At 70.7% G+C, this 24,766-nt stretch carries 21 protein-coding genes, 1 tRNA gene and 1 pseudogene; 14 read left to right on the plus strand and 9 right to left on the minus strand.

All coding sequences use genetic code 11. The annotated features are described in order from the left end of the window. Positions 1-465: 465 nt before the first annotated feature. Positions 466-657, minus strand: a complete 192-nt coding sequence (locus AB0761_RS19895) for a hypothetical protein (RefSeq protein ID WP_377270426.1) — start codon at positions 655-657, stop codon at positions 466-468. 478 nt (positions 658-1,135) lie between these two features. Next, on the minus strand, positions 1,136-1,573 hold the full coding sequence (locus AB0761_RS19900) for a CPCC family cysteine-rich protein (RefSeq protein WP_377270427.1): 438 nt from the start codon (positions 1,571-1,573) through the stop codon (positions 1,136-1,138). 134 nt (positions 1,574-1,707) lie between these two features. Here AB0761_RS19900 and AB0761_RS19905 point away from each other — a divergent pair, with 134 nt between their 5' ends. Both AB0761_RS19905 and AB0761_RS19910 read left to right on the plus strand, forming a co-directional pair. Then, positions 1,708-2,181, plus strand: coding sequence for a hypothetical protein (locus AB0761_RS19905; RefSeq protein WP_377270428.1), 474 nt, complete (start codon positions 1,708-1,710; stop codon positions 2,179-2,181). 397 nt (positions 2,182-2,578) lie between these two features. Then, positions 2,579-3,049, plus strand: a complete 471-nt coding sequence (locus AB0761_RS19910; RefSeq protein ID WP_377270429.1) for a VOC family protein — start codon at positions 2,579-2,581, stop codon at positions 3,047-3,049. 320 nt (positions 3,050-3,369) lie between these two features. Here the strand turns inward: AB0761_RS19910 and AB0761_RS19915 are convergent. Next, positions 3,370-3,443 (minus strand) — tRNA-Gly (locus AB0761_RS19915). Positions 3,444-3,737: 294 nt separating this feature from the next. On the opposite strand from AB0761_RS19915, the gene AB0761_RS19920 reads away from it, so the two are divergent. Together AB0761_RS19920 and dcd are read left to right on the plus strand one after the other, a co-directional pair. Next, positions 3,738-3,959 carry a hypothetical protein gene (locus AB0761_RS19920; RefSeq protein ID WP_377270430.1) on the plus strand — a complete coding sequence of 74 codons (222 nt, stop codon included), beginning with the start codon at positions 3,738-3,740 and terminating at the stop codon, positions 3,957-3,959. Between the two features lie 61 nt (positions 3,960-4,020). Then, positions 4,021-4,596, plus strand: coding sequence for a dCTP deaminase (gene dcd, locus AB0761_RS19925; protein WP_377270431.1), 576 nt, complete (start codon positions 4,021-4,023; stop codon positions 4,594-4,596). A 69-nt stretch (positions 4,597-4,665) separates the two neighbouring features. On the opposite strand, the gene AB0761_RS19930 is transcribed toward dcd, so the two are convergent. From AB0761_RS19930 to AB0761_RS19945, 4 genes are all read right to left on the minus strand, one after another. Further along, entirely contained in the window at positions 4,666-5,085 is a 420-nt protein-coding gene (locus AB0761_RS19930; RefSeq protein ID WP_377270432.1) for a hypothetical protein, read from the minus strand. Between the two features lie 163 nt (positions 5,086-5,248). Continuing rightward, positions 5,249-6,163 carry a metal-dependent hydrolase gene (locus AB0761_RS19935; protein ID WP_377270433.1) on the minus strand — a complete coding sequence of 305 codons (915 nt, stop codon included), beginning with the start codon at positions 6,161-6,163 and terminating at the stop codon, positions 5,249-5,251. 86 nt (positions 6,164-6,249) lie between these two features. Next, positions 6,250-7,191 (minus strand): YIP1 family protein, encoded by a 942-nt coding sequence (locus tag AB0761_RS19940; RefSeq protein ID WP_377270434.1) that lies wholly within the window; start codon positions 7,189-7,191, stop codon positions 6,250-6,252. A gap of 290 nt (positions 7,192-7,481) precedes the next feature. Then, positions 7,482-10,052 carry a (Fe-S)-binding protein gene (locus AB0761_RS19945; RefSeq protein ID WP_377270435.1) on the minus strand — a complete coding sequence of 857 codons (2,571 nt, stop codon included), beginning with the start codon at positions 10,050-10,052 and terminating at the stop codon, positions 7,482-7,484. 313 nt (positions 10,053-10,365) lie between these two features. Here AB0761_RS19945 and dnaK point away from each other — a divergent pair, with 313 nt between their 5' ends. The 4 genes from dnaK (at position 10,366) to AB0761_RS19965 (ending at position 14,670) form a co-directional block, all read left to right on the plus strand. Continuing rightward, the gene (gene dnaK / locus AB0761_RS19950) at positions 10,366-12,222 is read left to right on the plus strand and encodes a molecular chaperone DnaK (protein WP_377270436.1); all 1,857 of its coding nucleotides are present in this window, start codon (positions 10,366-10,368) and stop codon (positions 12,220-12,222) included. After that, entirely contained in the window at positions 12,219-12,869 is a 651-nt protein-coding gene (gene grpE, locus AB0761_RS19955) for a nucleotide exchange factor GrpE (protein WP_377270437.1), read from the plus strand. The genes dnaK and grpE overlap by 4 nt, the downstream gene beginning before the upstream one ends. Positions 12,870-12,968: 99 nt before the next feature. After that, a complete protein-coding gene (gene dnaJ, locus AB0761_RS19960) occupies positions 12,969-14,126 on the plus strand; it encodes a molecular chaperone DnaJ (RefSeq protein ID WP_377270438.1) in 1,158 nt (385 codons plus the stop codon). A 4-nt stretch (positions 14,127-14,130) separates the two neighbouring features. Beyond that, the gene (locus tag AB0761_RS19965) at positions 14,131-14,670 is read left to right on the plus strand and encodes a heat shock protein transcriptional repressor HspR (protein ID WP_377270439.1); all 540 of its coding nucleotides are present in this window, start codon (positions 14,131-14,133) and stop codon (positions 14,668-14,670) included. A gap of 565 nt (positions 14,671-15,235) precedes the next feature. On the opposite strand, the gene AB0761_RS19970 is transcribed toward AB0761_RS19965, so the two are convergent. Then, the gene (locus AB0761_RS19970) at positions 15,236-15,517 is read right to left on the minus strand and encodes a multiprotein-bridging factor 1 family protein (RefSeq protein ID WP_377270440.1); all 282 of its coding nucleotides are present in this window, start codon (positions 15,515-15,517) and stop codon (positions 15,236-15,238) included. A 597-nt stretch (positions 15,518-16,114) separates the two neighbouring features. Here AB0761_RS19970 and AB0761_RS19975 point away from each other — a divergent pair. Further along, positions 16,115-16,705, plus strand: coding sequence for a hypothetical protein (locus AB0761_RS19975; RefSeq protein WP_055587383.1), 591 nt, complete (start codon positions 16,115-16,117; stop codon positions 16,703-16,705). 197 nt (positions 16,706-16,902) lie between these two features. Here AB0761_RS19975 and AB0761_RS19980 read toward each other — a convergent pair. After that, positions 16,903-17,259: pseudogene (locus AB0761_RS19980) on the minus strand (LuxR C-terminal-related transcriptional regulator); the annotation flags it as partial. A 137-nt stretch (positions 17,260-17,396) separates the two neighbouring features. Here AB0761_RS19980 and clpB point away from each other — a divergent pair. The 5 genes from clpB to AB0761_RS20005 all read left to right on the plus strand — a co-directional run bounded on the left by clpB (position 17,397) and on the right by AB0761_RS20005 (position 24,743). Then, complete coding sequence (gene clpB, locus AB0761_RS19985) at positions 17,397-20,021, plus strand: ATP-dependent chaperone ClpB (RefSeq protein ID WP_377270441.1); 2,625 nt, start codon at positions 17,397-17,399, stop codon at positions 20,019-20,021. Positions 20,022-20,240: 219 nt separating this feature from the next. Beyond that, positions 20,241-20,789, plus strand: a complete 549-nt coding sequence (locus AB0761_RS19990; protein ID WP_377270442.1) for a YbjN domain-containing protein — start codon at positions 20,241-20,243, stop codon at positions 20,787-20,789. 649 nt (positions 20,790-21,438) lie between these two features. Further along, positions 21,439-21,960 (plus strand): DUF2617 family protein, encoded by a 522-nt coding sequence (locus AB0761_RS19995; protein ID WP_377270443.1) that lies wholly within the window; start codon positions 21,439-21,441, stop codon positions 21,958-21,960. 131 nt (positions 21,961-22,091) lie between these two features. Then, positions 22,092-23,606 (plus strand): polyamine aminopropyltransferase, encoded by a 1,515-nt coding sequence (locus tag AB0761_RS20000; RefSeq protein WP_377270444.1) that lies wholly within the window; start codon positions 22,092-22,094, stop codon positions 23,604-23,606. Positions 23,607-23,711: 105 nt separating this feature from the next. After that, a complete protein-coding gene (locus tag AB0761_RS20005; RefSeq protein WP_377270445.1) occupies positions 23,712-24,743 on the plus strand; it encodes a hypothetical protein in 1,032 nt (343 codons plus the stop codon). The last annotated feature ends 23 nt before the right edge of the window (positions 24,744-24,766 follow it).

The raw sequence follows: 24,766 nt of genomic DNA on the forward strand, positions 1-24,766 counted from the left end.
GGTGGTGAACTCCGAGATGTTCTCTGATGAACCCTCGGCTCAAAAGGGGGGGCGCGGGCGCCTCATGAGGCGCCGGGACTTGCGGTGACGCCCGCGAGCAGAGCTGCGAGGCCCGACTCGAAGGCCAGTTGGCGCGGTTTGTGCCGTCCGGGGCCGCGCTGGGGGGCCTCGGCAAGTTCGGGGGCCTCTGCGTGGCCAGGAACCTCCCGCATGACCGCAGGGGCAGCCAGGTCGAGCGCGAAGCCGAGCGCGAAGCCGAGGACGAAGCCACCGGCCGCCCCGATGTGCCCGGTACCTCGCTCGCAGCGGACCTCCCGGAAGTCGAATCCGCATGCCTCGCAGGCGAGACTTCCGCCTCTCCGCAGAGCAGAGTCGATCTTCGTCCTGCGCAGGCCCTTTTCCGCTTGCGTGCCAGGTGCCGGGCCCCGCGTCCATCGTCCGGAGGAGTCCGGACGCGACCGCGGCTCAGCGCGGATCGGTGTCCAGGACGACCTGGTGGTGTACGAGCTTCCACTGTCCATGGGTGCAGCGGAGGGTCGAGCGGTATTCCCCGCTCTCCCGATCGTCGTCCCCACGCCCCGTCAGCGTCGCGATCATCTCAAGGTGGCCGGCGTTGTCCCAGCCGATGTCGACCCTGCCGTCGGCGTCGAAGAGCATCGCCGGCGCCGCCCCGGCCAGGGGCACTGTCCCGCGCGACCGCCCGGCGCCGGAGCGGGCCCGCGTCGTCCGAGAGACGGCGACGGCGGGGCCGCCGGCGCACTCGTACCGCCTGATCGGGCACGGTGGCCAGATATGGATATCCAAAAGCGAAAGGCCCCGGCTGGGGATTTTCTCCCGGGCCTGGGCCTTTTTCAGTGGTGCGGGTGACGAGAATCGAACTCGGGCTCTGAGCTTGGCAATCCCCGGATCAACCGGAGCCTTCCGGTCCGTGAGCTGGGTATATCGCCTCTTCGATCATAGGTGAGGCATGCTGCGTTGCCCTCTGGTTGACCGCCCGTTCTGGCACGCGCCGCACTGCTGAAACCACTGCCCACAGGCTCTTAGCTGTGATCGAAACGCTGTTACGCGGCGCCGCCGGAAGGACGAGCCATCGGCAATCTGAGCCGCTCAGTATAGGGAGACGTACGGCCCTGACCTAGGGGATGTGCCCCTCATCGCGTAGGAGCTGCTGGGCGGCACTCCACCAAAGTCCTTCGCCGCCGGCCGCCACTGACGCGTGGTTCTCCGTTCCGAGGCTTGCGATGTGATCTGCGTACTCATTGCGGGCGTCGGTCAGGCTCAGGGAGCCGTTCGGTCCGCCCCACACCTCGTCCGCGTTGAGGTCGTCCTGGCCGTCGTCTTCCCACCCGCACTCGATGCAGATCTCCCAGTGGCACCGCGCCTCCAGGGTCAGCAGGTGACAACAAGGACAGGCATACGGTCCCCGGCCGGGCGGACATGCATCGCGTAACTCTCGTGGTGTCATCACGCTGAGAAGCGTGCAACGGATCAGTGGCACGTAGAACAGTCTCAGGCCTGGAAGTCGAAGAAGTGACACGCCGGTTCGCTGACCTGCGGACGATCTGCCGATCATTCCCCTGAGCTGCGGGGGAGCGGTCGGCGGCTGTCGTCGCCGGTCACCGCTGAGCGCCCCCGCACGGCCTCGTGACGGCCCCGAGCGCGGCTTTGCCCGTGGCCGCGGAGCCAGACGTCTCGTAGGTTCAGCAGGTGACCTACGACATCACACTCGTGCGGGTGCAGCCGGGCCTGACACTTCAAGAAGCGCTCGACCGCTTCAACGCCAGTTTCGATCCCGATGCCGACCTTCCCGAGCTTCGTCTTAGCGATGCACAGCGAGCCGAGTGGGACCGAATCGCGGATCGAGTCTCGCGGGAAATTGGATCTGTCGAGTGTGAGGTGTACCGGTACAGCCTGACCCTGGAGACGGTAGGTCCGCCGGGACGCGTGCAGCTCGACTACGCCGGAGATACAGGCAACATCGAGATCGCTTACCACTACTCGGGGCCGGCGGCATTGGCAGTGATGGACCTGGCGTATCGCATTGCCCGCATTGTTGAGGAAGAAAGCGGCCTGACTGGCCACGACTTCGAGGTGGACCAGCCCGCCCGCACTGGTGACCCCGCCAGAGCTGCCGCTCGGCTGAGTGGTGTCTCCGACTGGGCTCAGTCTCACTTGCGCTAACGGATCACCAGGTGGACCTGCGGCGTGGAGTGCCGGCCAGGTCGGTGGAGCGTGGTCGGGCACGGATCGGGCACGGATCGGGCACGGCTGTGGCGTGCGACTTTTTCGTCCCGAAACCACTTGGGTGGGGGCGCTACCTTGGGCTGGTGCGGCCCTGAGTTGTACTGATGGTCCGTAAATGTTCGCAGTCGTCTGCCCGTGCTCGTCGGCGTTGTCGCGCGGTTGGACACTCGGCCGCGCCAGGATTGCCTTGCCTCGAGGCAAGGCGACGTGGTGGGGCGAATCCATGCGACGGCGTCCGTTGTCCGGGTGGCCAGTGGAGACACACCGATGAGTTCCGCCGGCCGGGCCGGTCTACCAGTACGTACGCCTTCGAGTCACCGACTGGAGACCCACCATGACGCATCCCGCACACCCGGGCCGCACGCTGTTCCTGAACATCCCCGTGGCGGACCTCGAGCTCAGCAAGGCGTTCTTCGCCAAGCTCGGGTTCGGCTTCAACCCGATGTTCACCGACGAGACCGCCGCCTGCATGATGGTCGGCGAGCAGGCCTTCGTCATGCTGCTCAGCCGCGAGAAGTTCGCGGAGTTCGCGAAACTGCCGATGGCGGATCCCAGGACGCACACGCTGGCGTTGTACTGCTTCAGCGTGTCGTCCCGCGACGAGGTCGATACGGTCAGCGCCACTGCACTCGCGGCGGGCGGCTCCGAGGCGGATGGCGCCGAGGACTACGGCTTCATGTACTCACGCAGCTTCTACGACCTCGACGGCCACGGATGGCAGGTCATGTGGATGGACCCGGCAGCGGTGGAGCAGGGCCCCGAGGCGTTCGCGGCCTCCGCGCAGGACGCCGACACCCCGGCCTGACCCACCACGCGTAAGGCAGGTGGCCAAGCGGTCGTCAACGGCAGTCCCATCCCCTGAAGGCCTCGGACCATGATCGGTCCGGGGCCGTCTCCGTGGTGCCCGGCAGGATCCGAACCTGCGACACCCGCTTTGGGAGCGAGGTTGGGCGGTCCAGACTGTGACCTGCGGACTCTGTAGCTGAGCGGGATCTCGTCACGTGCTCCGCCTTGCGCCCCGATTCCCGCTGAGTCCCCGCCCGTTCCGGCACGTGAGTGGCGCGGGACGTCTGAACTGGTCCGGACAACAAAAAAGCCCCGGGCCGCTGGCCTGGGGCTTTTGCGTGGAGCGGGTGACGAGAATCGAACTCGCGCTCTGAGCTTGGGAAGCTCATGTTCTACCATTAAACTACACCCGCCTGAGCCGTCGTCAGCCGGCGGCTCGTGCTCCGTCACTCTACCTCATCGCCGGTGGTGGCTGCACGGTTGCGGGGTGGTTGCCGGGGGTTGGTGTGGACCGGTGTTCGGAGGGTGTCGGGGCGGTGCGGGGGTGGGGGGTGCGGGCGTACTGTGGGGGCCGCGAATCCCCGGGACTGCTGTGAACGGCGGACTACTGTCTTGTATGTCCGAAACGTCCCCTAATGTGACGCTGCCGTGAGGTCGCAGCGGACCGTGGGAGTCCGTAGCGAGCCGTCCGTTGGGGAAGGGGATCGATGGAGCAGCGCACCGTCGTCCGATGTGCCGAAGGGCACCTGTTCAGCACCAGCACGTTCCCGATGCAGAACCTCGGCCCCAGGCGGCTGGGGCCGGGGCGGCTGATCCGCTGTCCCCTCTGCGGGCGGTTGCGCAGTTCGGTGCCCGCAGACGTGGAGGCGCTGTCGATGGGGCAGTTGGCACGGGCGATGCGGCTGGAGGCGCCGGAGTTCCTGGCCTAGGCCGCCGCGGGCCCCGGTGCCGGATTGGGCCGGGGCCCGCTGCTGCACGTAACCTCGTTGCGTGCTGCTCTCTGACAAGGACATCCGGGCCGAGATCGACAAGGGTCGGGTGGCCATCGACCCGTACGACCCGGAGATGGTCCAGCCGTCCAGTATCGACGTCCGGCTGGACCGCTACTTCCGGGTCTTCGAGAACCACCGCTACCCCCACATCGACCCCTCCGTGGAGCAGCCGGATCTGACCCGGCTGGTGGAACCGGCGGGGGATGACGCCTTCATCCTGCATCCGGGCGAATTCGTGCTCGCGTCCACCTATGAGGTCGTCACGCTTCCGGATGACATCGCGTCACGGCTGGAGGGCAAGTCGAGCCTGGGCCGGCTGGGGCTGCTGACGCACTCGACGGCGGGCTTCATCGACCCGGGGTTCAGCGGGCACGTCACGCTGGAGCTGTCGAATGTCGCGACGTTGCCGATCAAGCTCTACCCGGGGATGAAGATCGGCCAGCTGTGCATGTTCCGGCTGACCTCTCCGGCCGAGCACCCCTACGGGTCGGAGCGGCACGGTTCGCGCTACCAGGGGCAGCGGGGCCCGACGCCGTCGCGCTCGTACCTCAACTTCCACCGCACCCAGGTCTGAGCGCGGTGGCCCGGGGCGGCCGGCTGCCGGCCGGTGGGACCGGCGGATGCGGCGACCGCCCCGACGGGGTCACGGCGACTTCTTGTTGACGCAGAGCACGTACGAGTGACCGTCCGACTGCTGCGTCAGTGCGGCGTCGGACAGGTTGTTGCAGGCTCCGGTCCGGGTGGAGTCCTCCACGACGCGCACCACGGTGTAGTCGGCGGCGCCGTCGGTGCACGGCACGGTGGAGACATTCGGGCTGTTCTTGGCGCCGGTCGCATGAATGCATTCCCCGACGGCCGCGTGAGACGGTTTGTCGGCCGTGGCATAGCGGATGCCGAACCCGGCCGCGGCCGCCACCGCAAGGATGGCGACCGCGAGGATCAGCGGCTTTCCGCCCTTGCGGCGCGGGCGGTGGGCATTGCTGTCGTCGGCCGATGCGGACGGCGACGGAAAGGGTGTGCCGTCCGGGGCTTGCCGGGACTGCTGCGGTGTCGGAGTGGTCATCGAACACGTCCTTGCAGGGTCGTGCGGGGACTCTGAGAATCCCGGAACGCTACCGATTCCCTACGCTTCGTGAAAGAGGTCTGCGCGGGCAGGCGCAGGTCGGTTGCAAAGTCGTGATCTTCTCATGACGGCGGCCGAGCGCATGCAAAGGATCAGGCGATTGTCATGACCGCTTCGGAATGGTGACGGCAGTGAGTTCCGTGCCGTCCGCAGAGAGAATCAACTCTGTTGCCAACGAAGTGAGTTCACCGAGACGGTGCAGATGGGTGCCCCCGCAGAAGATCGCGGCAGTCCCCGCGGGCAGGTCGCAGGCCCAGCGGCGCCGCGCGGTGATTTCCGGGCCGGGGACCTCGATGCGGACGGCGGAGTCCGCCCGGACCCAGGCGGCGAGCTGCTCGTTGACCGCCTCGGTGAGCGCGGGCAGCGCGTCGGCGAGGGCGGGGAGTTCCTCGGTGGCCTCGGCGGTGAAGCCCTTCTTCCGCAGGGACTTGCCGAGCCGGTAGACATCGGTGCTGGCTGCGGTGTCCATCCGGGAGGAGGACATCGCCAGGCTGTCGAAGTCGGGGTTGCCGAAGGCGTCGCTTCGGCCGGGGTCCTTGCGCCAGCGCGGGGCGAGAGCGGCGTTGAGGGCCAGGGCCAGCAGGTGGCAGCCCGTGTGGGCGGCGGAGAGGGCGGCCCGCCGGTCGGCGTCGACCCGCAGCTCGGCCTCCGAGCCCAGCAGGTCCGCCCCGGCCGGGTCCAGGCCGGGCAGCGACTCCACGACATGCAGTACCAGCCACGCCCAGTCCTCGTCGCCGCGGCGCACCGGGATGTCGGCGCCCACGACGATGCCGTCGGCACCCGGCCCCACAGCCCCGGTGAGGCAGTCGACGACGGGCAGTTCGGTGCCGGCCACGGTGAGGCTGCCGGTGTCGGCGGGCTGGTCGGGCCAGGTGTGGTCCAGCGGATGGAACGGGGTGGCCTCGGTGGCGATGCCGTACCGTCCGTCGCCCAGGTCGTGGACAGCGACGACCGGTGAACGTCCCTCCACCGAGCCTGCGGGGAAACTGACCTGGGTGGAGGCGGTGGGGAGGGGCATACGGGTTCTCCGGGTGGGTGGCGCTGCCAGGGGTACGGCGGCCTTGTGGGCCGCACCCCATCCTCGCACCGCCGCGGAGCGGCCGGTCAGCTCAGGGTCGGCAGCTTGATCAGGATGAGCAGGGCGACGAGCTGAAGGGCCGCGGCACCCGCTGCCTTGCCCCAGGGCAGGTCGTGGACACGGCGGACCATGGTGGTCATCAGTCCGGCGCAGAGCAGCCAGCTGGCCCAGCCGAGGACCTGTACAAAGCCCCCGTCGGCGGGCAGGAAGAGCGCGAAGAGCAGCCGCGGGCTGTCGGTGGTCCAGGCGATCAGCGCGGAGAGCCCGACTGTGGGCTGCCACAGGCCGTCGCCACCCATCTGCCGGGCCAGGGCATGGGTGACGGCACCGAGGGTCGCACCGGCCGCGATGAAGCCGACCGCCGCGCCGACCAGGGTCCAGACCGCCACCGAGAAGGTGGAGTGCAGCACCTCGCTGCGGGTGTCCCCGAAGCCGAAGACCGCCAGTACGCCGTAGATCAGGGAGACGGTCAGTGCGGGCAGCCACACCTGGTGGACCCGCATCCGCTCGAAGGTCTGCGACGGATTGAGGTACATCCCGGTGAGCAGGTCGCGCCAGTGCAGCCGGGGACCGGCGCTGTGCGGGCCCGCCTGGCCGCCGGCCCGGTAGACGGCGACATGGTCCTCGCCGGGTGCGGGGTACCCCTGGCCGGTCGGTGCGCCGTAGGGGTGCTCGATGGTGAAGGCCCGGGTGTGGCCGGGGTTGTCGGCGGCGGTCAGGGGCGGCGCCGGCGGTTGCTGCCGCTCGTCGCCGAAGTACTCGGGCACGCCGGTGGGCCCGTCGCCGTGGTACGGGTCGGCACCGGGGCGCCCGCCGCCGTACGGGGCCCGTCCCGGCTGCTGCTCGCCGCGGTAGCTCCCGAAGGCGCCCGCGGGCGCGCCCGGACCGCTTCCGTGCTGCTGGGACGCGGGGCCCCATCCCTGCCGGGGGTCCGCCCCGCGGCCGTCGTCGTATCCGTTGCCAGCCACGCTCCGACGGTACCCGCAGACGGTGTCGGGGCTGCGCGGTGCCGGAGAACCAGGACCTGTTTGCATCCCACTTGTGACACGTCGGAGGCGCGGGGGCGGCGACGGGTACGGGCCCCGCCAGGACGGAGGTGCGCCCGGCGCGCCGTACGGCGGCGGGACCACCGCGGGGCCGGCCGGCCGCCGGGCCGCGGGTGGACCGGCGGTCGCGGGCCGGACGCCGAACGGCCCGGCCGGGCGCCGCTGGGATGCGGCGGCCGACCGGGCCGTTGATGCGCCGGTGGCGGGGCCGGTCAGGACTCGGCGGAGTCCTGCTCCTTCTGCTCCGGCTCCGACTTCGATTCCGGCTCGGACTCCGTCTTCTGCGGCTGCGCCGCCGGCTTCTCGGCGGGCTGCTCCGGGGTCTTCTCGGGAGCTTCCGCAGCGTCCGCGGCCTGGGGGGCCTCAGCGGCCCGGGGTGCCTCCGGGGCCTCGGCGGCGGCCTTGGGTGCCTCCGCAGCCTTCGCAGCCCCTGCAGCCCCTGCAGCCCCCGCAGCCTTCGCGGCCGCGGGAGCGCCGGCGCTGCCGGCCGCTGCCGGGCTCTGCACGGTCGCGGGCCGGTCGGCCGCCTTGGCGCCCACCAGCGCGGGCTCCGGCTTCGGTGCCGGCTCGGGCTCGGGCTCGGGGAGTGCCTTGACGGAGTCCAGCAGCAGCTGGGCGACGTCGACGACGCGCAGGTGCTCCTTGGCGGCGCCCTCGGTCTTCTTGCCGTTGACCGAGTCGGAGAGCATCACCAGGCAGAACGGGCAGGCGGTGGAGACGATGTCCGGGTTGAGGGAGAGTGCCTCGTCCACCCGCTCGGTGTTGATCCGCTTGCCGATGCGCTCTTCCATCCACATCCGCGCGCCGCCGGCGCCGCAGCAGAAGCCCCGCTCCTTGTGGCGGTGCATCTCCTCGTTGCGCAGGCCGGGCACCTTGGCGATGATCTCGCGCGGCGGGGTGTAGATCTTGTTGTGGCGGCCCAGGTAGCACGGGTCGTGATAGGTGATCAGACCCTCGACCGGGTTGACCGGGACGAGCTTGCCCTCGTCGATCAGGTGCTGCAGCAGCTGGGTGTGGTGGATGACCTCGAAGTGGCCGCCCAGCTGCGGGTACTCATTGGCGATGGTGTTGAAGCAGTGCGGGCAGGTCGCCACGATCCGCTTGACCGGGGCGTCCTCCAGCACGGTGTTCAGGGTCTCGACGTTCTGCGCGCCGAGCATCTGGAAGAGGAACTCGTTGCCGAGCCGCCGCGCCGAGTCGCCGGTGCAGGACTCCTCCTTGCCGAGGATCGCGAACTGCACGCCTGCCGTGTGCAGCAGCTCCGCGAAGGCCTTGGTGGTCTTCTTGGCCCGGTCCTCCAGGGCGCCGGCGCAGCCCACCCAGTACAGGTACTCGACCTCGGCCGGGTCGATGTCCTCGCCGATGACGGGGACCTCGATGCCGGTCTCCTTCTTCAGCTCCTTCACCCAGTCCAGGCGGGCCTTGGTGGCCATGCCCCAGGGGTTGCCCTTGTTCTCCAGGTTCTTGAGCATCGTCCCGGCCTCGGTCGGGAAGGAGCTCTCGATCATCACCTGGTAGCGGCGCATGTCGACGATGTGGTCGATGTGCTCGATGTCGACCGGGCACTGCTCGACGCAGGCGCCGCAGGTGGTGCAGGACCACAGCACATCGGGGTCGATGACCCCGTTCTCCTCGACGGTGCCGATCAGCGGGCGCTCGGCCTCGGCCAGGGCCGCGGCGGGCACGCCGGCGAGCTGCTCGGGGGTGCCCTGCTCCTCGCCCGACCCCGGTCCTCCATCCGGAGCGGTCTTGCCGCCGCCGGCCAGCAGGTACGGCGCCTTGGCGAAGGCGTGCTCCCGAAGGTTCATGATCAGCAGCTTGGGGGAGAGCGGCTTGCCGGTGTTCCAGGCGGGGCACTGCGACTGGCAGCGGCCGCACTCGGTGCAGGTGGAGAAGTCGAGGATGCCCTTCCAGGAGAAGTGCTCGACCTGGGAGACGCCGAAGACCGCGTCGTCCGCCGGGTCCTCGAAGTCGATCGGCTTGCCGCCGCTGGTCATCGGGCGCAGTGCGCCCAGGGCGACGTCGCCGTCCTCCTCGCGCTTGAAGAAGATGTTGAAGAAGGCGAGGAAGCGGTGCCAGGCGACACCCATGGAGGGGTTGATGCCGATGGTGATCGCCCAGGCGAAGGAGATGGAGATCTTCAGCATCGCGAAGAGGTAGACCAGGTTCTCCAGCGAACCGAGCGAGAGGCCGCCGAAGGCCCGCGCCAGCGGGTAGCTGACCAGGTACGACACCTCGTAGGAGTCCACCCCGGCCAGTGCGCCCTCAAGGCCGCGCAGCAGCATGATGCAGAGGCCGATGCCGAGGATGGTGTACTCGACGTAGAAGGCCTGCCAGGCGATGGACCCGGCGAAGCGGCTCTTGCGGCCGGCCCGCGAGGGCAGGCTCATCAGCCGGATCGCCATCAGCACCAGGATGCCGAGGGTGGTGAGGGTGCCGATCAGCTCGACGAAGACCTCGAACGGGGCCCAGTCCCCGATGACCGGCAGCAGCCACTCCGCGTCGAAGAGCTGTCCGAAGGCGTTCACCAGGGTGAGCACCAGCGAGAAGAAGCCCACGGCGACGAACCAGTGGGCGACGCCGACGACGCCCCACCTGTTCATGCGGGTGTGGCCGAGGAACTCCTTGGCCACGGTCTTGGTGCGCTGCGCCGGGTTGCCGGTACGGGTGTCGTCGGGCTGTCCGACCGTGACGACCTTGTAGATGTACGCGGCCGCGCGGGCGGCGAGCGCGATGCCGATCACGCTGGTGACCAGCGAGATGACAATCGCTGCGAGCTGCATCGGCTGCTCCGTCTCCTCCGGCGGTGGGGTGGGTGGTGGGGGTGCAGAACTCCCCCTCCCTCGGAGTGTACCGGTCAGTAACTTAAGAGGGTGGGGCGGGTCGGACACTACTGGGCGGTGTGTCGGTTCAGAAGATCTCCCGGCTATGGCCGCTGTCACGTAAGGCAACACTCACTCTGTCGGGCGGATCTCGCCACCCGCTGGGGGGCCGGCAGGAAACTTGAGTGGGCACGACTCACCTCTGTTGACAGTGGCGCCGGGGTGAGGCACGCTTGAGCCTGTTCAGCTCAACTTCTGGTGGAGGTATTCAGCGATGGCTCGCGCGGTCGGCATCGACCTCGGTACGACGAACTCCGTCGTCAGCGTCCTCGAAGGCGGTGAGCCCACCGTCATCACCAACGCCGAGGGCGCCCGGACCACGCCGTCCGTCGTCGCCTTCGCCAAGAACGGCGAGGTGCTGGTCGGCGAGGTCGCCAAGCGTCAGGCGGTCACCAACGTGGACCGCACCATCCGGTCGGTGAAGCGCCACATGGGCACCGGCTGGAAGGTGAACATCGACGGCAAGGACTTCAACCCCCAGCAGATCAGCGCCTTCATCCTGCAGAAGCTCAAGCGGGATGCCGAGGCCTACCTGGGTGAGAAGGTCACCGACGCCGTCATCACCGTCCCGGCGTACTTCAACGACTCCGAGCGGCAGGCCACCAAGGAGGCCGGTGAGATCGCGGGCCTCAACGTCCTGCGCATCGTCAACGAGCCCACCGCCGCCGCTCTCGCCTACGGCCTGGAGAAGGACGACCAGACCATCCTGGTCTTCGACCTCGGCGGTGGCACCTTCGACGTGTCGCTGCTGGAGATCGGCGACGGCGTGGTCGAGGTCAAGGCCACCAACGGCGACAACCACCTCGGTGGTGACGACTGGGACCAGCGTGTCGTCGACTACCTGGTGAAGACCTTCCACGCCGGCCACGGTGTCGACCTGTCCAAGGACAAGATGGCGCTGCAGCGCCTGCGTGAGGCGGCCGAGAAGGCCAAGATCGAGCTCTCCTCGTCCAGCGAGACCTCGATCAACCTGCCCTACATCACGGCTTCCGCCGAGGGCCCGCTGCACATGGACGAGAAGCTCACCCGGGCCCAGTTCCAGCAGCTCACCGCGGACCTGCTCGAGCGCTGCAAGACCCCGTTCCACAACGTCATCAAGGACGCCGGCATCCAGCTGTCCGAGATCGACCACGTGGTCATGGTCGGCGGCTCGACCCGTATGCCCGCCGTCGCCGAGCTCGTCCGCGAGCTGACCGGCGGCAGGGAGCCCAACAAGGGCGTCAACCCGGACGAGGTCGTCGCCATCGGCGCCGCCCTGCAGGCCGGTGTGCTCAAGGGTGAGGTCAAGGACGTCCTGCTGCTGGACGTCACCCCGCTGTCCCTCGGTATCGAGACCAAGGGCGGCATCATGACCAAGCTGATCGAGCGCAACACCACGATCCCGACCAAGCGCTCGGAGATCTTCACCACGGCCGAGGACAACCAGCCGTCGGTGCAGATCCAGGTCTACCAGGGCGAGCGCGAGATCGCGGCCTACAACAAGAAGCTCGGGATGTTCGAGCTGACCGGTCTGCCGCCGGCGCCCCGCGGCGTCCCGCAGATCGAGGTCACCTTCGACATCGACGCCAACGGCATCATGCACGTCGGAGCCAAGGACCTCGGCACCGGCAAGGAGCAGCGGATGACCGTCACCGGTGGCTCCGCGCTGCCGAAGGACGACATCGAGCGCATGATGCGCGAGGCCGAGCAGTACGCGGACGAGGACCACAGGCGCCGTGAGGCCGCGGAGACCCGCAACCAGGCCGAGCAGCTCGTCTACACCACCGAGAAGTTCCTCAAGGACAACGAGGACAAGGTGCCGGGCGATGTGAAGTCCGAGGTCGAGACCGCGGTCGCCGACCTCAAGGAGAAGCTCAAGGGCGAGGACGTCGCCGAGATCCGTGAGGCCACCGAGAAGGTCTCCACCACCGCGCAGAAGCTCGGCCAGGCGCTCTACGCCAACGCCGGTGCCGACGCCGCCGGTGCTGCGGGTGCCGCGGCCGGCCCCGGGGCGGGCGAGGCCCGCGCCGAGGACGACGTGGTGGACGCGGAGATCGTCGACGACGAGAAGCGTGAGGGTGGTGCCGCGTGACCACGGAGGACCCGCAGGGCTTCGCATCGGAGCCCGGCGACGCCTCCGAGGGTGCCCAGGCCGCCGGCGCCGCTGACAAGGCGGCGTCGGAGGCCACCGCGGAGGGCGACGCCGGCGCCGACGCGGGTGCCAAGGGCAGTGGCGCGGGCGACAGCGCGGCTGTCGTCCGGCGCCAGCTGGCCGAGCGCACCGCTGACCTTCAGCGGCTGCAGGCCGAGTACCAGAACTACCGCAAGCGGGTGGAGCGGGACAGGCTGACGGTGCGTGAGATCGCCGTCTCCAACGTCCTGGAGAGCCTGATCCCGGTCCTGGACGACATCGGCCGGGCCCGTGAGCACGGTGAGCTGGTGGGCGGCTTCAAGCAGGTCGCCGAGTCGCTGGAGACCGTGGTCGCCAAGCTGGGGCTGCAGCAGTTCGGCAAGGAGGGCGAGCTCTTCGACCCGACCGTGCACGAGGCCCTGATGCACAGCTACTCGTCCGACGTCACCGAGACGACCTGCGTGCAGATCCTGCAGCCGGGCTATCGCATCGGCGAGCGGATCATCCGGCCCGCCATGGTGGCTGTGGCGGAGCCGCAGCCGGGTACCCAGTCCACGGCCGCTCCCGACGCGGAGGACGCCAAGGGCGACGGTGCCGAGGAGAGCTGACCGTGCGGGCGCTGCGGAGCCGTGTGCCGGGATCCCCGGTACGCGGTTCCGCGGCGCCGTCACAGTGACCGAGTGCACCGCCGGGAGGAGGAGTTTCCGTTGAGCACCAAGGACTACGTGGAGAAGGACTACTACAAGGTCCTCGGCGTGCCCAAGGACGCCTCCACGGCAGAGATCAAGAAGGCGTACCGGAAGCTGGCGCGGGAGTTCCACCCCGACGCCAACAAGGGCGACGCCAAGGCGGAGGAGCGCTTCAAGGAGATCTCCGAGGCCAATGACGTGCTGTCCGATCCGGCACGCCGCAAGGAGTACGACGAGGCCCGCAGCCTCTTCGGCAGCGGCTTCCGGGGTGCCGGTCAGGGCGGGGCCGGCTTCGGCTTCGACCTCGGCGACCTCTTCAACGGCCAGCAGGCCGGCTCCGGGGGCGGCGGCTTCGGCGGTGGTATCGGCGATGTCTTCGGCGGGCTGTTCAACCGCGGCGGCCGGCAGGCGCCGCGCCGCGGCGCCGATGTGGAGTCCGAGGTCACCCTGGACTTCGACGAGGCCGTCGACGGCGTCACCGTGCCGATCCGGATGACCAGCCAGGCACCGTGCAAGGCCTGCTCCGGCACCGGGGCCAGGGCCGGCACCACCCCGAGGGTCTGCCCCACCTGCGTCGGTTCCGGCCACGTCAGCCGCGGCCAGGGCGCCTTTGCGCTCTCCGACCCGTGCCGTGACTGCAAGGGGCGTGGACTGATCGTCGACGACCCGTGCGACGTCTGCCACGGCAGCGGCCGGGCCACCTCCGCCCGCACCATGCAGGTCCGCATCCCGGCCGGGGTGCAGGACGGGCAGCGGATCCGGCTCAAGGGCAAGGGCGCCCAGGGCGAGCGCGGCGGCCAGCCCGGCGACCTCTACATCACCGTCAATGTCCACCCGCACCCGGTGTTCGGGCGCAAGGGCGACAATCTGACCGTGGCCGTGCCGGTCACCTTCCCCGAAGCGGCGCTGGGGGGCACCATCGAGGTGCCGACCCTCGGCGGCCCGTCGGTGAAGCTCAAGCTTCCCGCAGGAACCGCCAACGGGCGGACCCTGCGGGTCCGTGGCAAGGGCGCCACCCGCAAGGACGGCACCCGCGGCGACCTCCTGGTCACCGTCGAGGTCGTGGTGCCGCACGAGTTGGCCGACGAGGCACTGGCCGCCCTGCAGCAGTACCGTGAGGCCACCGCCTCGGACGACCCGCGAGCCGCGCTCTTCAAGGCGGCGGAGGGAGCGTGACCTGATGGACCCGAGAGGCACTGGAGGCATCGGCCCGGGCGTGGGAGACGGCCTGCCGGGCGGCCCGCGGCCGTCCCGTACGACGGACGGCAGCGGTGGCATCCCCCGCAACCCCTACCAGCTGACCGAGGACACCCCCGTCTACGTCATCTCGGTCGCCGCCCAGCTCTCCGGGCTGCATCCGCAGACCCTGCGGCAGTACGACCGCCTCGGTCTGGTCTCCCCGGACCGCGCGGTCGGCCGCGGCCGCCGCTACTCGTCCCGGGACATCGAGCAGCTGCGCGAGGTTCAGCGCCTCTCCCAGGAGGAGGGCATCAACCTCGCCGGCATCAAGCGCATCATCGAGCTGGAGAACCAGGTCACCGCCCTCCAGAACCGTGTCGCCGAGCTCCTCGACGCAGTCGAGGGCGCCGCTGCCACGATTCAGCAGCGGGAGGCGGCGGTCCATGCCTCCTACCGCCGCGACCTGGTGCCGTACCAGCAGGTGCAGCAGTCCAGCGCCCTGGTGGTCTGGCGTCCCAAGCCGAAGCGCTCGGGGCAGTAGCAGGACTCCTCGGCAGGCTGCCGGCCCACCGCGGATCAGCGGTGGGCCGGCAGCCTGCCTTTGTCCGGTCGTGACACAGTGACGCCGCGGCGCCCCGTGGGGCGGTCGGATTCCTGCCGTCGCTTCCGCGAGGACGACCCGGGCGGGTCGGCCCGGGAGTGCACCAGGCGGTCTCCGGTGCGTGGCCCTGCTGCTGAGTCGACCGCCGCTCATCCGCCAGGGCGGCCGCGGTCCTGCCGAGGCGGGTTCCTTGCGCCCCAGGGCGCCCCGCTGCCGTGACGGTGGGCTGCCGTCCGGTAGGGAGGCCCGCAGGCCGTCCCGGACGCCGGGGTGGCCCTGCCTCGGCCTCGGAGGTGATTCGGGGCCTGGCGGCCGTGGGGGTCACCTGGCGGTCGGGTCCGGCCGGATCTCTTCGACGAGTACGCGCCCGTGTGACGCAAAGGCGCTGAGGGGCGTCCACGCGGCCCCGGTGGCGGGGCGCAGCGGAGAGCACCGGGGGGCCGTTGGCCGGCCGGCAGAAGGCCCCTTAGCGCCGCAGGGCGCGGTACTGCCGCCGGGCGGGCCGTCACGCCCGGCGGCCCTGATGGCCCGGGCTCTGCAGCCAGCGTCGGTGGGCGACCTGCCAGAGGGTCTCGCTGAGCGGGGCGGGCAGCCGGAGGGCCGTCGCCATCAGCTCGACGGTGGAGGGCCGGGGGGCGTCCTGGCCGTCCTCCAGGGCGGCGAGGGTACGGGTGCCGATGCCGGTGGCCTCGGCGAAGTCCTGCAGCGCCAGCCCGGCCTGTTGCCGCAGCTCCCGCACCAGGTCGCCGAAGTCGGTGCAGTCGAGTGTGCCCGTGTCCCCCGTCATGACTGCGCCGGTGCTCCCCTGTTCTCGGTTGCCGGTCGTTGGCGACGTGCGGGGGCGGCCGACGCTCGCTGAGGCGCCGGCCGCACCTGTGGCAGTCAGGGTGAGGGCCACCCGGTGCCGCGCCGCCTCCCAACGGGCGCCACCGCCGGCGGACGGCGAAGGCTGCCACCGCCGGGAACTCCCCTGGGACCGCACTGCCCCGCCCCCGGCGTGGATCCACGCTCTCGCGCGCATCTGCGCGCCACAAGGCGTGCACACGATCATCTTCCTGCGTTTGCAATGAGATGAGGGGCCTGGAAGGCTGTCGGAGCATCGTCAACCACCTGGCGGGGGCGGACGGGAACCACGTGGTGCTGTCGGACGTCCCACCCCCTGCGGGAAGCGGGGGTGAACCCCCGCCGTCCGACGGGGGTGGTGCGTCATCTCGCTGCCAGGCATCGAGATGACACGGGGTGCCAGTGGACGTGCGGTGCGCACGGGATGGACGATCGGTGCTACCCCCTCAAGGCGCCGGGCCCGGCCGCCGATCGTCCCGCTCACCGCACCGTCACCAGGGGCTAGGCATTCCCCCGGTCGGCCGTTCCCCCGGAGTCGACAATGAGTGATGTCTTCGCACGTCCCGGCGCGCACCGTATGCACACCCCCCGACGTGCCCGAGTGTTCCTTGCCGCACCGCTGATGCGGCTCACCGGGCCAGCCGACAGCGTGGTCACGCTGGCCAGCCGTACCCGTCTCACCGCACTGCGTTCCGCACTGCTGCGCTCAGGCGCCGCGGTGTTCAGCGCCCACCACAGCGACGCCTGGACGGTGGCGGGCCGTGTGCCCGAGCCGAGAGTCCCCTCGGACTACCGCGCCATGCAGTCCGCCGATCTGGTCTTCGCCTATGTGGGTGCCCCCTTGTCCGCCGGCGTCAGTCTGGAACTCGGCTGGGCCTCCGCGCTGCGCAAGCCCGTGGTGCTCCTCGTCGAGGAGGCCGTCACCTACAACCCGCTGATCGCCACGATCGAGCAGGTCGCCCCCGTGCTCCCGCTGGTCTTCGACGATTCCTGGTCGCCGGACGCCCTGGGGCACACCGTGGAGACCGCACTCGACTGGGCAGGTATGGCGCTCTCCAACAGTGAGGGCTTCTGGACCGCCCCGGAGGACGACCTCTTCGGTCTGCACCGGGCTGCGGTCGGCGAGGGCTGACAGCGCACGTACAGCGACTGCACCGACTGCGGGGCCCGGCTGATCCAGCCGGGCCCCGCAGCCGTGATCCGCTGCGGCGCCCGCCTCTGCGGGGCCGGTGGGATCGCCGTGCGGTACCTGGCCCGGCCGGGACCGGTCAGTTCGGTGAGGAGTCGTGGGAGCCGTGGGCGTAGGCGGCCACGGCGGGCCTCCACGCGGGAGCGCAGCGCCAGCTTCTTCAGGATCGCGGCGACATGGAACCGTACGGTGCGTTCCGCGATGCCCAGCGTCCTGGCGATCTCGCGGTTGGAGTCGCCGGTCGGCAGCAGGGCGAAGATCTCCAGTTCGCGGCTGCTGAGCCGGGTGACCCCCTGCGGCGCCTCGCGCGGTTCGTGGGGCGGCCAGGGTCCCGGGACGGCTTTTTCCCCCGGTCTTTCCTTCTGCTGGGTGAGCACGGCAGACCCCCTGTGGCGTGCGTGTCGGCGAATGGCGTCTGGGAGCGCTCCCAAGCACGAATCGACTCTTCCCCTGTGCGAGTGCGGCGGCAAGGTGCCGCTCCACTCAGGTTCATGCACCTGCAGCAAGGTGACGCAAAGCGAGCAGGTGGCTCGCCAATTCAACCTTGAGCGGATTAGACTCAACTTGTCTTACGTTGCACACGGCAGGTCGGTGCCCGCCGACTGCCACCCCGCGAACGGAGGAAGCGCACACAGTGGACGCGAGCAAGTTCACCACCAAGACCCAGGAGGCCCTGTCGGCAGCGATCCGACAGGCAGCGAACGCGGGAAACCCCGATGTCGCGCCGGTGCACGTGCTGCTCGCCCTGCTGGAGCAGCCCGAGGGCACCGCCCGGCCGCTGCTGGAGGCGGTCGGTGCCGACGCACAACGGGTACGGGCCGCAGCCCAGCGGCTGGCCGAGGCGCTCCCCAGCGCCCAGGGCTCCACTGTCTCCGCCCCGCAGCTGGCCCGGCAGACCCTGGCGGTGATCAACGATGCCGGGAGGCGGGCGGCCGACCTGGACGACGCCTATGTCTCCACCGAGCATCTGCTGGTCGGGATCGCCGCCGAGGGCGGGCAGATCGCGGATGTGCTCACTTCCGAGGGCGCGACCCCCAGGGCGCTGCTGGACGCCTTCAAGGAGGTCCGCGGCAGCGCCAGGGTGACCAGCCCCGACCCGGAGGGCAGCTACAAGGCGCTGGAGAAGTACGGCGCCGACCTCACCGAGGCCGCCCGGTCCGGCCACCTTGACCCGGTGATCGGCCGTGACCAGGAGATCCGCCGGGTCGTCCAGGTGCTCTCCCGCCGTACCAAGAACAACCCGGTGCTGATCGGCGAGCCCGGCGTCGGCAAGACGGCCGTGGTGGAGGGGCTGGCGCAGCGCATCGTGGCCGGCGACGTGCCGGAGTCGCTGCGCGGCAAGCGGCTGGTCGCCCTGGACCTGGGCGCCATGGTCGCCGGCGCCAAGTACCGCGGTGAGTTCGAGGAGCGGCTCAAGGCCGTGCTCAATGACATCAAGTCCAGCGACGGCCAGGTGATCACCTTCATCGACGAGCTGCACACCGTCGTCGGCGCGGGCGCCGGCGGCGACTCCGCGATGGACGCCGGCAACATGCTGAAGCCGATGCTGGCCCGCGGCGAGCTGCGCATGGTGGGCGCCACCACGCTGGACGAGTACCGCGAGCGGATCGAGAAGGACCCGGCGCTGGAGCGCCGCTTCCAGCAGGTCTTCGTGGGCGAGCCCACGGTCGAGGACACCATCGCCATCCTGCGCGGCCTCAAGGGCCGTTACGAGGCGCACCACAAGGTGCAGATCGCGGACGCCGCGCTGGTCGCCGCCGCCACCCTCTCCAACCGCTACATCACCTCGCGCTTCCTGCCGGACAAGGCGATCGACCTGGTCGACGAGTCGGCGTCGCGGCTGCGGATGGAGATCGACTCCTCCCCGGTGGAGATCGACGAGCTGCAGCGCTCCGTCGACCGGCTGCGGATGGAGGAGATGGCTCTGGAGAAGGAGTCCGACCCGGCGTCCGTGGCCCGGTTGGAGAAGCTCCGCCGTGACCTCGCCGACCGTCAGGAGCAGCTGTCCGGGCTGACCGCCCGCTGGGAGCAGGAGAAGAAGAGCCTCAACCGGGTCGGTGAGCTCAAGGAGCGGCTGGACGGCCTCCAGGGGCAGCTGGAGCGCGCCCAGCGCGACGGGGACTTCGAGACCGCCTCCCGGCTGATGTACGCGGAGGTGCCGGCGGCCGAGCGGGAGCTCGCCGAGGCCCAGGCCAGGGCGGAGGACGAGGACGCCGCGACCTCCTCCATGGTCAAGGAGGAGGTCGGACCGGACGATGTCGCCGATGTGGTCGCCTCCTGGACGGGCATCCCGGCAGGGCGGCTGATGGAGGGCGAGACCGCCAAGCTGCTGCGGATGGAGCAGGAGCTCGGCCGCCGGCTGATCGGTCAGCAGGCCGCCGTGCAGTCGGTCTCCGACGCGGTGCGGCGCTCGCGCTCCGGCATCGCCGACCCGGACCGGCCCACCGGCTCCTTCCTCTTCCTCGGCCCGACCGGTGTCGGCAAGACCGAGCTGGCCAAGGCGCTGGCCGACTTCCTCTTCGACGACGAGCGGGCGATGGTCCGCATCGACATGAGCGAGTACGGCGAGAAGCACTCGGTCTCCCGGCTGGTCGGTGCCCCGCCCGGCTATGTGGGGTACGAGGAGGGCGGCCAGCTCACCGAGGCGGTGCGCCGCCGTCCGTACAGCGTGGTGCTGCTGGACGAGGTGGAGAAGGCCCACCCCGAGGTCTTCGATGTGCTGCTGCAGGTGCTGGACGACGGCCGGCTGACCGACGGACAGGGCAGGACGGTGGACTTCCGCAACACCATCCTGATCCTCACCTCCAACCTGGGTTCGCAGTACCTGGTGGATCCGGCGACACCGGAGGAGCGCAAGAAGGACCTGGTGCTGGAGAGCGTGCGGTCCGCCTTCAAGCCGGAGTTCCTCAACCGGCTGGACGACATCGTGGTGTTCGACGCCCTGGGCACCGAGGAGCTGACCCGGATCGTCGACCTTCAGGTCGACCGGCTCGCCGACCGGCTCAAGGAGCGCCGTCTCACCCTGGACGTCACCCCGGCGGCCCGCGACTGGCTGGCGCTGACCGGCTACGACCCGGCGTACGGGGCCAGGCCGCTGCGCCGGCTGGTGCAGTCGGCCATCGGCGACCAGCTGGCCAAGGAGATCCTCTCCGGGCGGGTGCGGGACGGTGACACCGTGCTGGTCGACCGGGACGAGACGGGCGACCGGCTGACCGTGGGCCCCGCCCAGGCCAAGCCGTCCCTGGACAAGACGCCCTGACCGGGGCACCCGGAGGTGTGTCAGCGATGGTTGATCGGGCAGGCTGAGTGAAGGTGGCGGCAGCGTTGTGAGCCGTACCGTTGCCGGCCGTCCTCGAAGGACCTTCGCACCGGATCCGAGGGCCTCCGTCCCTCCCTGCGGACGAGCATCCGGCGGACGCTGCGCCGTGGTGGAGCTATGGGGGAGGATGGCAGCCGAACCGTATCGAAGGGACCAGCTGTGAGTATCGACCCGTCCTCCATCCCGTCCTTCGGCATGCCCCCGCAGCAGCCGGGCGGCGGACAGCCGAACCAGACGCCGCCGGTGGTGGTGCCGGACCAGGATCTGGTCAAGCAGCTGCTGGACCAGATGCAGCTCAAGCATGTCGTGGACGAGGAGGGGGACCTCACCGCGCCGTGGGAGGGCTTCCGGGTCTACTACATGTTCCGGGGCGAGGAGAGCGAGCTCTTCGCCGTGCGTGCCTTCTACGACCGGGCGTACCCGATCGAGCAGAAGGGCGAGATCCTCGATCTGATCGATGAGTGGAACCGGGACACCCTGTGGCCCAAGGTCTACACGCACACCCATGAGGACGGCGTCGTCCGCCTCATCGGGGAGTCGCAGATGATCGTCGGCATGGGGGTCAATCTGGACTACTTCGTGGCCACCACCGCCAACTGGACCAACGCCGCCGTCGGCTTCGAGCAGTGGATGGTCGAGCGTCTCGGCCTGCAGAAGGAGGTCGACGGCGAGGAAGGCGAGCCCGGCGCCGACTCCGACGAGGGCTGACACCGGACCGCAGCGCTGTGCCGAAGGGCCCGGCTCCCCGTTCACCCGGGGCCGGGTCCTTCGGCGTCCCCGGGGCGGGCTGCCGGGGGCAACCTCTGAGCTTGCTCAAGTCTGCTTTGGCCGGGCGGGCGTGCGGGGACACCGCGAGCAGGAGCGGCAACAGCACAGGGGGGCAGCCGTGGTTCTCATCTGGATCATTGTCATCGGGGGCTTGATCGGCCTGATCGGTGCCGCAGCCGGCGTCGCGGAGCGGCGCGGGGCCCCAGCGGCCAGGGGCAAGCGCAAGGGCAGGGGCAAGGGCAGGGGCCGGAGCTCGGGGTCGGGCTCGGGGAGCGACTCCGGCAGCTGGTGGGCTGCGGGTGACGGGGGAAGCGGGGGCGGCCATCACTCGGGCTGCGGTTCGAGCGGGCACGGGCACGGCTGCGGCTCCAGCTGTGGTTCGAGCTGCGGTTCCAGCTGTGGTTCGAGCTGATCGGAAGAGGGAACCGGGGGGTCGCAGCCGAAACGGCTGTTCGTGCCGAATGGCCGTTCGTAGCTCAGATGGGTAAATCCCCGACGGGCGCCCGGAATTCATGCTTTCCTCTCTGAGTCACCGACGATCTCCTTCCCCGCCACAGCCGGCCATGCCGGCGAGCACGCGGAGCCGAGAATGCTCACCACACTGCAGACCCCCTACACCGACACCCGTGCCGGCGAACTGGCATGGTGCCTGGGCAGCGCTCCGCTGCCCGCGCTCGCCGTACTCGATCTGGACTTCGGCCCGGCCGCGCTGCAACTGCGGCTGCTGGGCGCCTCGCACCAGGTCCTGCTCGCGGACGAGCAGGGGATCTGCTCCGAGACGGTCGCCTGCCTGCCGGGCCGGCGGGCACCGCTGCCGGCCAGGGTCGCGGAGCGGGTGCGGGGCTGGGAGTACGAGTTCGCGGCCCGCATCGAGACACTGCCGCGCCATGCCTTCGCGGCCCGCGCCCAGGAGCTTCTCGCCCTGATGGAGGGCCACCCCAGCGGGCTGGCCGGGATCTTCCCCGGTGATCCCAGCGCCTTCACGGCGCTGGTGGCGAGCGGTGACGGAGAGCGGCTCCAGTGGCGCACCTGGCATGCCTATCCGCAGGAGGGGACGCTGGTCTGCACCCGGTCCGCGCTGACCGCGGGAAATGGTGTGCAGGCCCATTAATCGCTCATCAGGGCGATGTTTCAGGGAATTCTCACAATCTATCGCTCAATCGGGTGACGAGAATTACGGCTTGTGTCGCCTAGCGTTTCTTTGTGATCGATCAGTCGACTGGAACGGCCACGCTCCGCCCCGTGATCAGTGCCCCACCCGACCGTCTCCGGGAGTCGGCCGGCATAGCGCCCGGCCCTGCCCGGCTGCTAGTGCTGCTGGCGACCTTCGTCTGCGCGGCCTGCGGTCTGGTCTACGAGCTGGAGCTGGTCGCCCTCGGCGGTCGTCTGCTCGGCGACCCGGTCACCCAGACCTCCGTCGTGCTGTCGGTGATGGTCTTCGCCATGGGGATGGGCTCCCTGCTGGCCAAGCGCCTCACCCACCGTCCCGCCACCGCCTTTGCGATCGTCGAGTCGGTACTCGCCCTGGTCGGCGGACTCTCCGGGCTCACCCTCTATGCCTGCTGGGTCTGGCTCGGCCACTGCCGCACGGTGACGGTCGCGCTGGCCGCACTGATCGGGGTCCTCATCGGCGCCGAGATCCCGCTGCTGATGACGCTGATCCAGCGCATCCGCCGGCAGGACGCCGGCCGCGCGGTCGCCGACCTGTTCGCCGCCGACTATGTGGGCGCCCTGGTGGGCGGCCTGGCCTTCCCCTTCGTGCTGCTCCCCGTCTTCGGGCAGGCCGCGGGCGCCCTGGTGGCAGGGGCGGTCAACGCGGTGGCCGGCGGGGTGGTGGTGCTGTGGCTCTTCCGGGACGAGCCTGCCCCCCGTACCCGGCTGCTGCTCTGGACCGGCTGCGGACTGGTGCTGGCAGCCCTGGGCGGGGCCGCCGCCGGCACCTCCACGGTGGAACGGGCGGCCCGCCAGGCCCTCTACGGCGACCGGGTCCGCTTTGCCGAGCAGAGCCCCCACCAGGAGATCGTGCTCACCGGTGCGCCGACCGGAGCCGGGCTGCGGCTCTACCTCGACGGTCGACTGGCCGTGTGCGGGGCCGACGAGCAGTCGATCCGCCGAGCCCTGGTGCAGCCCGCGATGACCGGGACGCACGGCCGGGTGCTGGTGCTGGGCGGAGGCGACGGACTCACCGCGCGGGAGGTGCTGCGGCACCGCGGAGTACGCCGTGTGGTGGCGGTGGACCCGGACCCCGCCCTGGTCCGGCTGGCCAGGCACGACCCGGCGTTCACCGCGCTCAACCGGCGTTCCCTGGACGACCCCCGGGTGCGGGTGAAGACCGCCGATCCGCTGGCATGGCTGCGCGGAGCGGCCGCCGGGCCGCCCTTCGACGTGATCCTCGCGGACCGGTCGGAACCGGTGGGAGAGCGCGGCGCGGGACTGTGGACCGAGGAGTTCTACGGCCTGGCCGCGCGGCTGCTGGCCCCCGGCGGCCGGCTCGCCGTCTATGCGGGGCCGCTGGACGGGGCCGGACAGCGGCGGTTCTGGGGTGTGGAGGCCACCCTGCGCTCCGCCGCTCTGCGCACGGTTCCCTTTGCGGCCCCGGCCGGCTCCGCGGTCTGCGGTGACCCGGTGGAGCAGGGCTTTCTGCTGGCAGCGCCCGCCCATGGCGGTGCCCTGCCGCGTCCACCGGCCGCCGGCCGGGGCCTGCACCGCCGCCATGGGGCTCCGGCAGCTGCCACACTGCTCCACCCGCTGGAGTGAGGCCGCCCTGCCCGGGGCGCGGGCAGGGTCGCCATTTCGGCCGGGTGCGCCGCGTGTCCGCCGCAACGCTCTTCCCGCCCCGGGGCCGGTGGGTAGGCTCCACACATGGAGCATCAGGTCCTCGTCCCGTTGCCGGCCCGGCTGGTCCGGCGGGCGCTGTGTGAGCCAGGGCTGCCGGCCCGGTGCGTGCCGGGGCTGACTGTGGACCGGCCTGCCGAGGCCGACGGGCCGGCCGCGGGGCGGCTGCGGTTGCGGGCCGGCGGCGTCACCATCACCTATCGCGGCGAGTTCACCGTCACCCCGGAGCACGGTGCGGGCGGCGGTGCGGTGTCGGTGGTGGCGGACGGCCAGGAGTCGCGCGGTACGGGCGGGGTGTCCGCGATCCTGCGGATCGCCGTCCGGGAGGAGCCCTCCGACACGGCCATGCTGGTGGTCACCGGTGAGGTGGTCGCCAAGGGAAGGCTGGCCGAGCTGGACGAACCCGCGGCCGCCGCGGCCGGCCGGCGGCTGCTGGAGCGCTTCGCCGTCGCGCTGACGGCCGCAGCCGAGGACGCGGCACAGACGGCGGACGCCGAGGCGTTCCCTGCTGCCGGGCCCGAGGACGCCGCCGACTTCGCCGACTTCGCCGACTCCGCCGACGAGCTGGAGGAGTTCGAGGAGTTCGAGGAGGAGCTGCGGGACGCCGAGGCCGAGGCGCTGGACGCCTTTCCGGAACTCGGCTCCCCCGACTCCCCCGACGACATCGATACGCCCGGCGACGCCGAGCCCGACCGGGCCGAGACCGTGGACGCCGACCTCAACGCCCTGGAGGCTGCCCGCATGCTGGACGGCGAACCCGCGGAGGGCGCCCCGGGGGACACCTCCGACCTGCTCGACGGCCCGGTCCGCCGCTCCATCGTGGGCCGTTCGGCGGAAGAGGTGGATCATGCCCCGCCCCGGGGCCGCTACGCCCCCGCTCTCCCTGCCCGCAGCGCCCGCGCCAGGGCCGCGGCCCGCTGGACCGGCGGGGAGCGGGGCCCCGCGACGCCGGTCGCCACCCCCGAGGTCGACCGGGCGGTGCTGCCCTGGGTGATCGGCGGCGGTGTCGCCCTGCTGGGCGGTGCGGTCGCGCTGGCCCGTGCGCTGCGCAGACACTGAGCCATGTGCTGAGCGGACGGCGC

It is taken from the genome of Peterkaempfera podocarpi (genome assembly GCF_042466665.1).
GTDB lineage: Bacteria > Actinomycetota > Actinomycetes > Streptomycetales > Streptomycetaceae > Peterkaempfera > Peterkaempfera podocarpi.

Bases quoted from the DNA above. Each gene is read 5' to 3' on its own strand.
- AB0761_RS19945 (WP_377270435.1), bottom strand. From the start codon at position 10,052: ATGCAGCTCGCAGCGATTGTCATCTCGCTGGTCACCAGCGTGATCGGC.
- AB0761_RS19970 (WP_377270440.1), bottom strand. From the start codon at position 15,517: ATGACGGGGGACACGGGCACACTCGACTGCACCGACTTCGGCGACCTG.
- AB0761_RS20005 (WP_377270445.1), top strand. From the start codon at position 23,712: ATGGAGCATCAGGTCCTCGTCCCGTTGCCGGCCCGGCTGGTCCGGCGG.
- AB0761_RS19965 (WP_377270439.1), top strand. From the start codon at position 14,131: ATGGACCCGAGAGGCACTGGAGGCATCGGCCCGGGCGTGGGAGACGGC.
- AB0761_RS19900 (WP_377270427.1), bottom strand. From the start codon at position 1,573: ATGATCGGCAGATCGTCCGCAGGTCAGCGAACCGGCGTGTCACTTCTT.
- AB0761_RS19910 (WP_377270429.1), top strand. From the start codon at position 2,579: ATGACGCATCCCGCACACCCGGGCCGCACGCTGTTCCTGAACATCCCC.
- AB0761_RS19935 (WP_377270433.1), bottom strand. From the start codon at position 6,163: ATGCCCCTCCCCACCGCCTCCACCCAGGTCAGTTTCCCCGCAGGCTCG.
- AB0761_RS19975 (WP_055587383.1), top strand. From the start codon at position 16,115: ATGAGTGATGTCTTCGCACGTCCCGGCGCGCACCGTATGCACACCCCC.
- dnaK (WP_377270436.1), top strand. From the start codon at position 10,366: ATGGCTCGCGCGGTCGGCATCGACCTCGGTACGACGAACTCCGTCGTC.
- AB0761_RS19895 (WP_377270426.1), bottom strand. From the start codon at position 657: ATGCTCTTCGACGCCGACGGCAGGGTCGACATCGGCTGGGACAACGCC.
- AB0761_RS19995 (WP_377270443.1), top strand. From the start codon at position 21,439: ATGCTCACCACACTGCAGACCCCCTACACCGACACCCGTGCCGGCGAA.
- AB0761_RS19920 (WP_377270430.1), top strand. From the start codon at position 3,738: ATGGAGCAGCGCACCGTCGTCCGATGTGCCGAAGGGCACCTGTTCAGC.
- AB0761_RS19930 (WP_377270432.1), bottom strand. From the start codon at position 5,085: ATGACCACTCCGACACCGCAGCAGTCCCGGCAAGCCCCGGACGGCACA.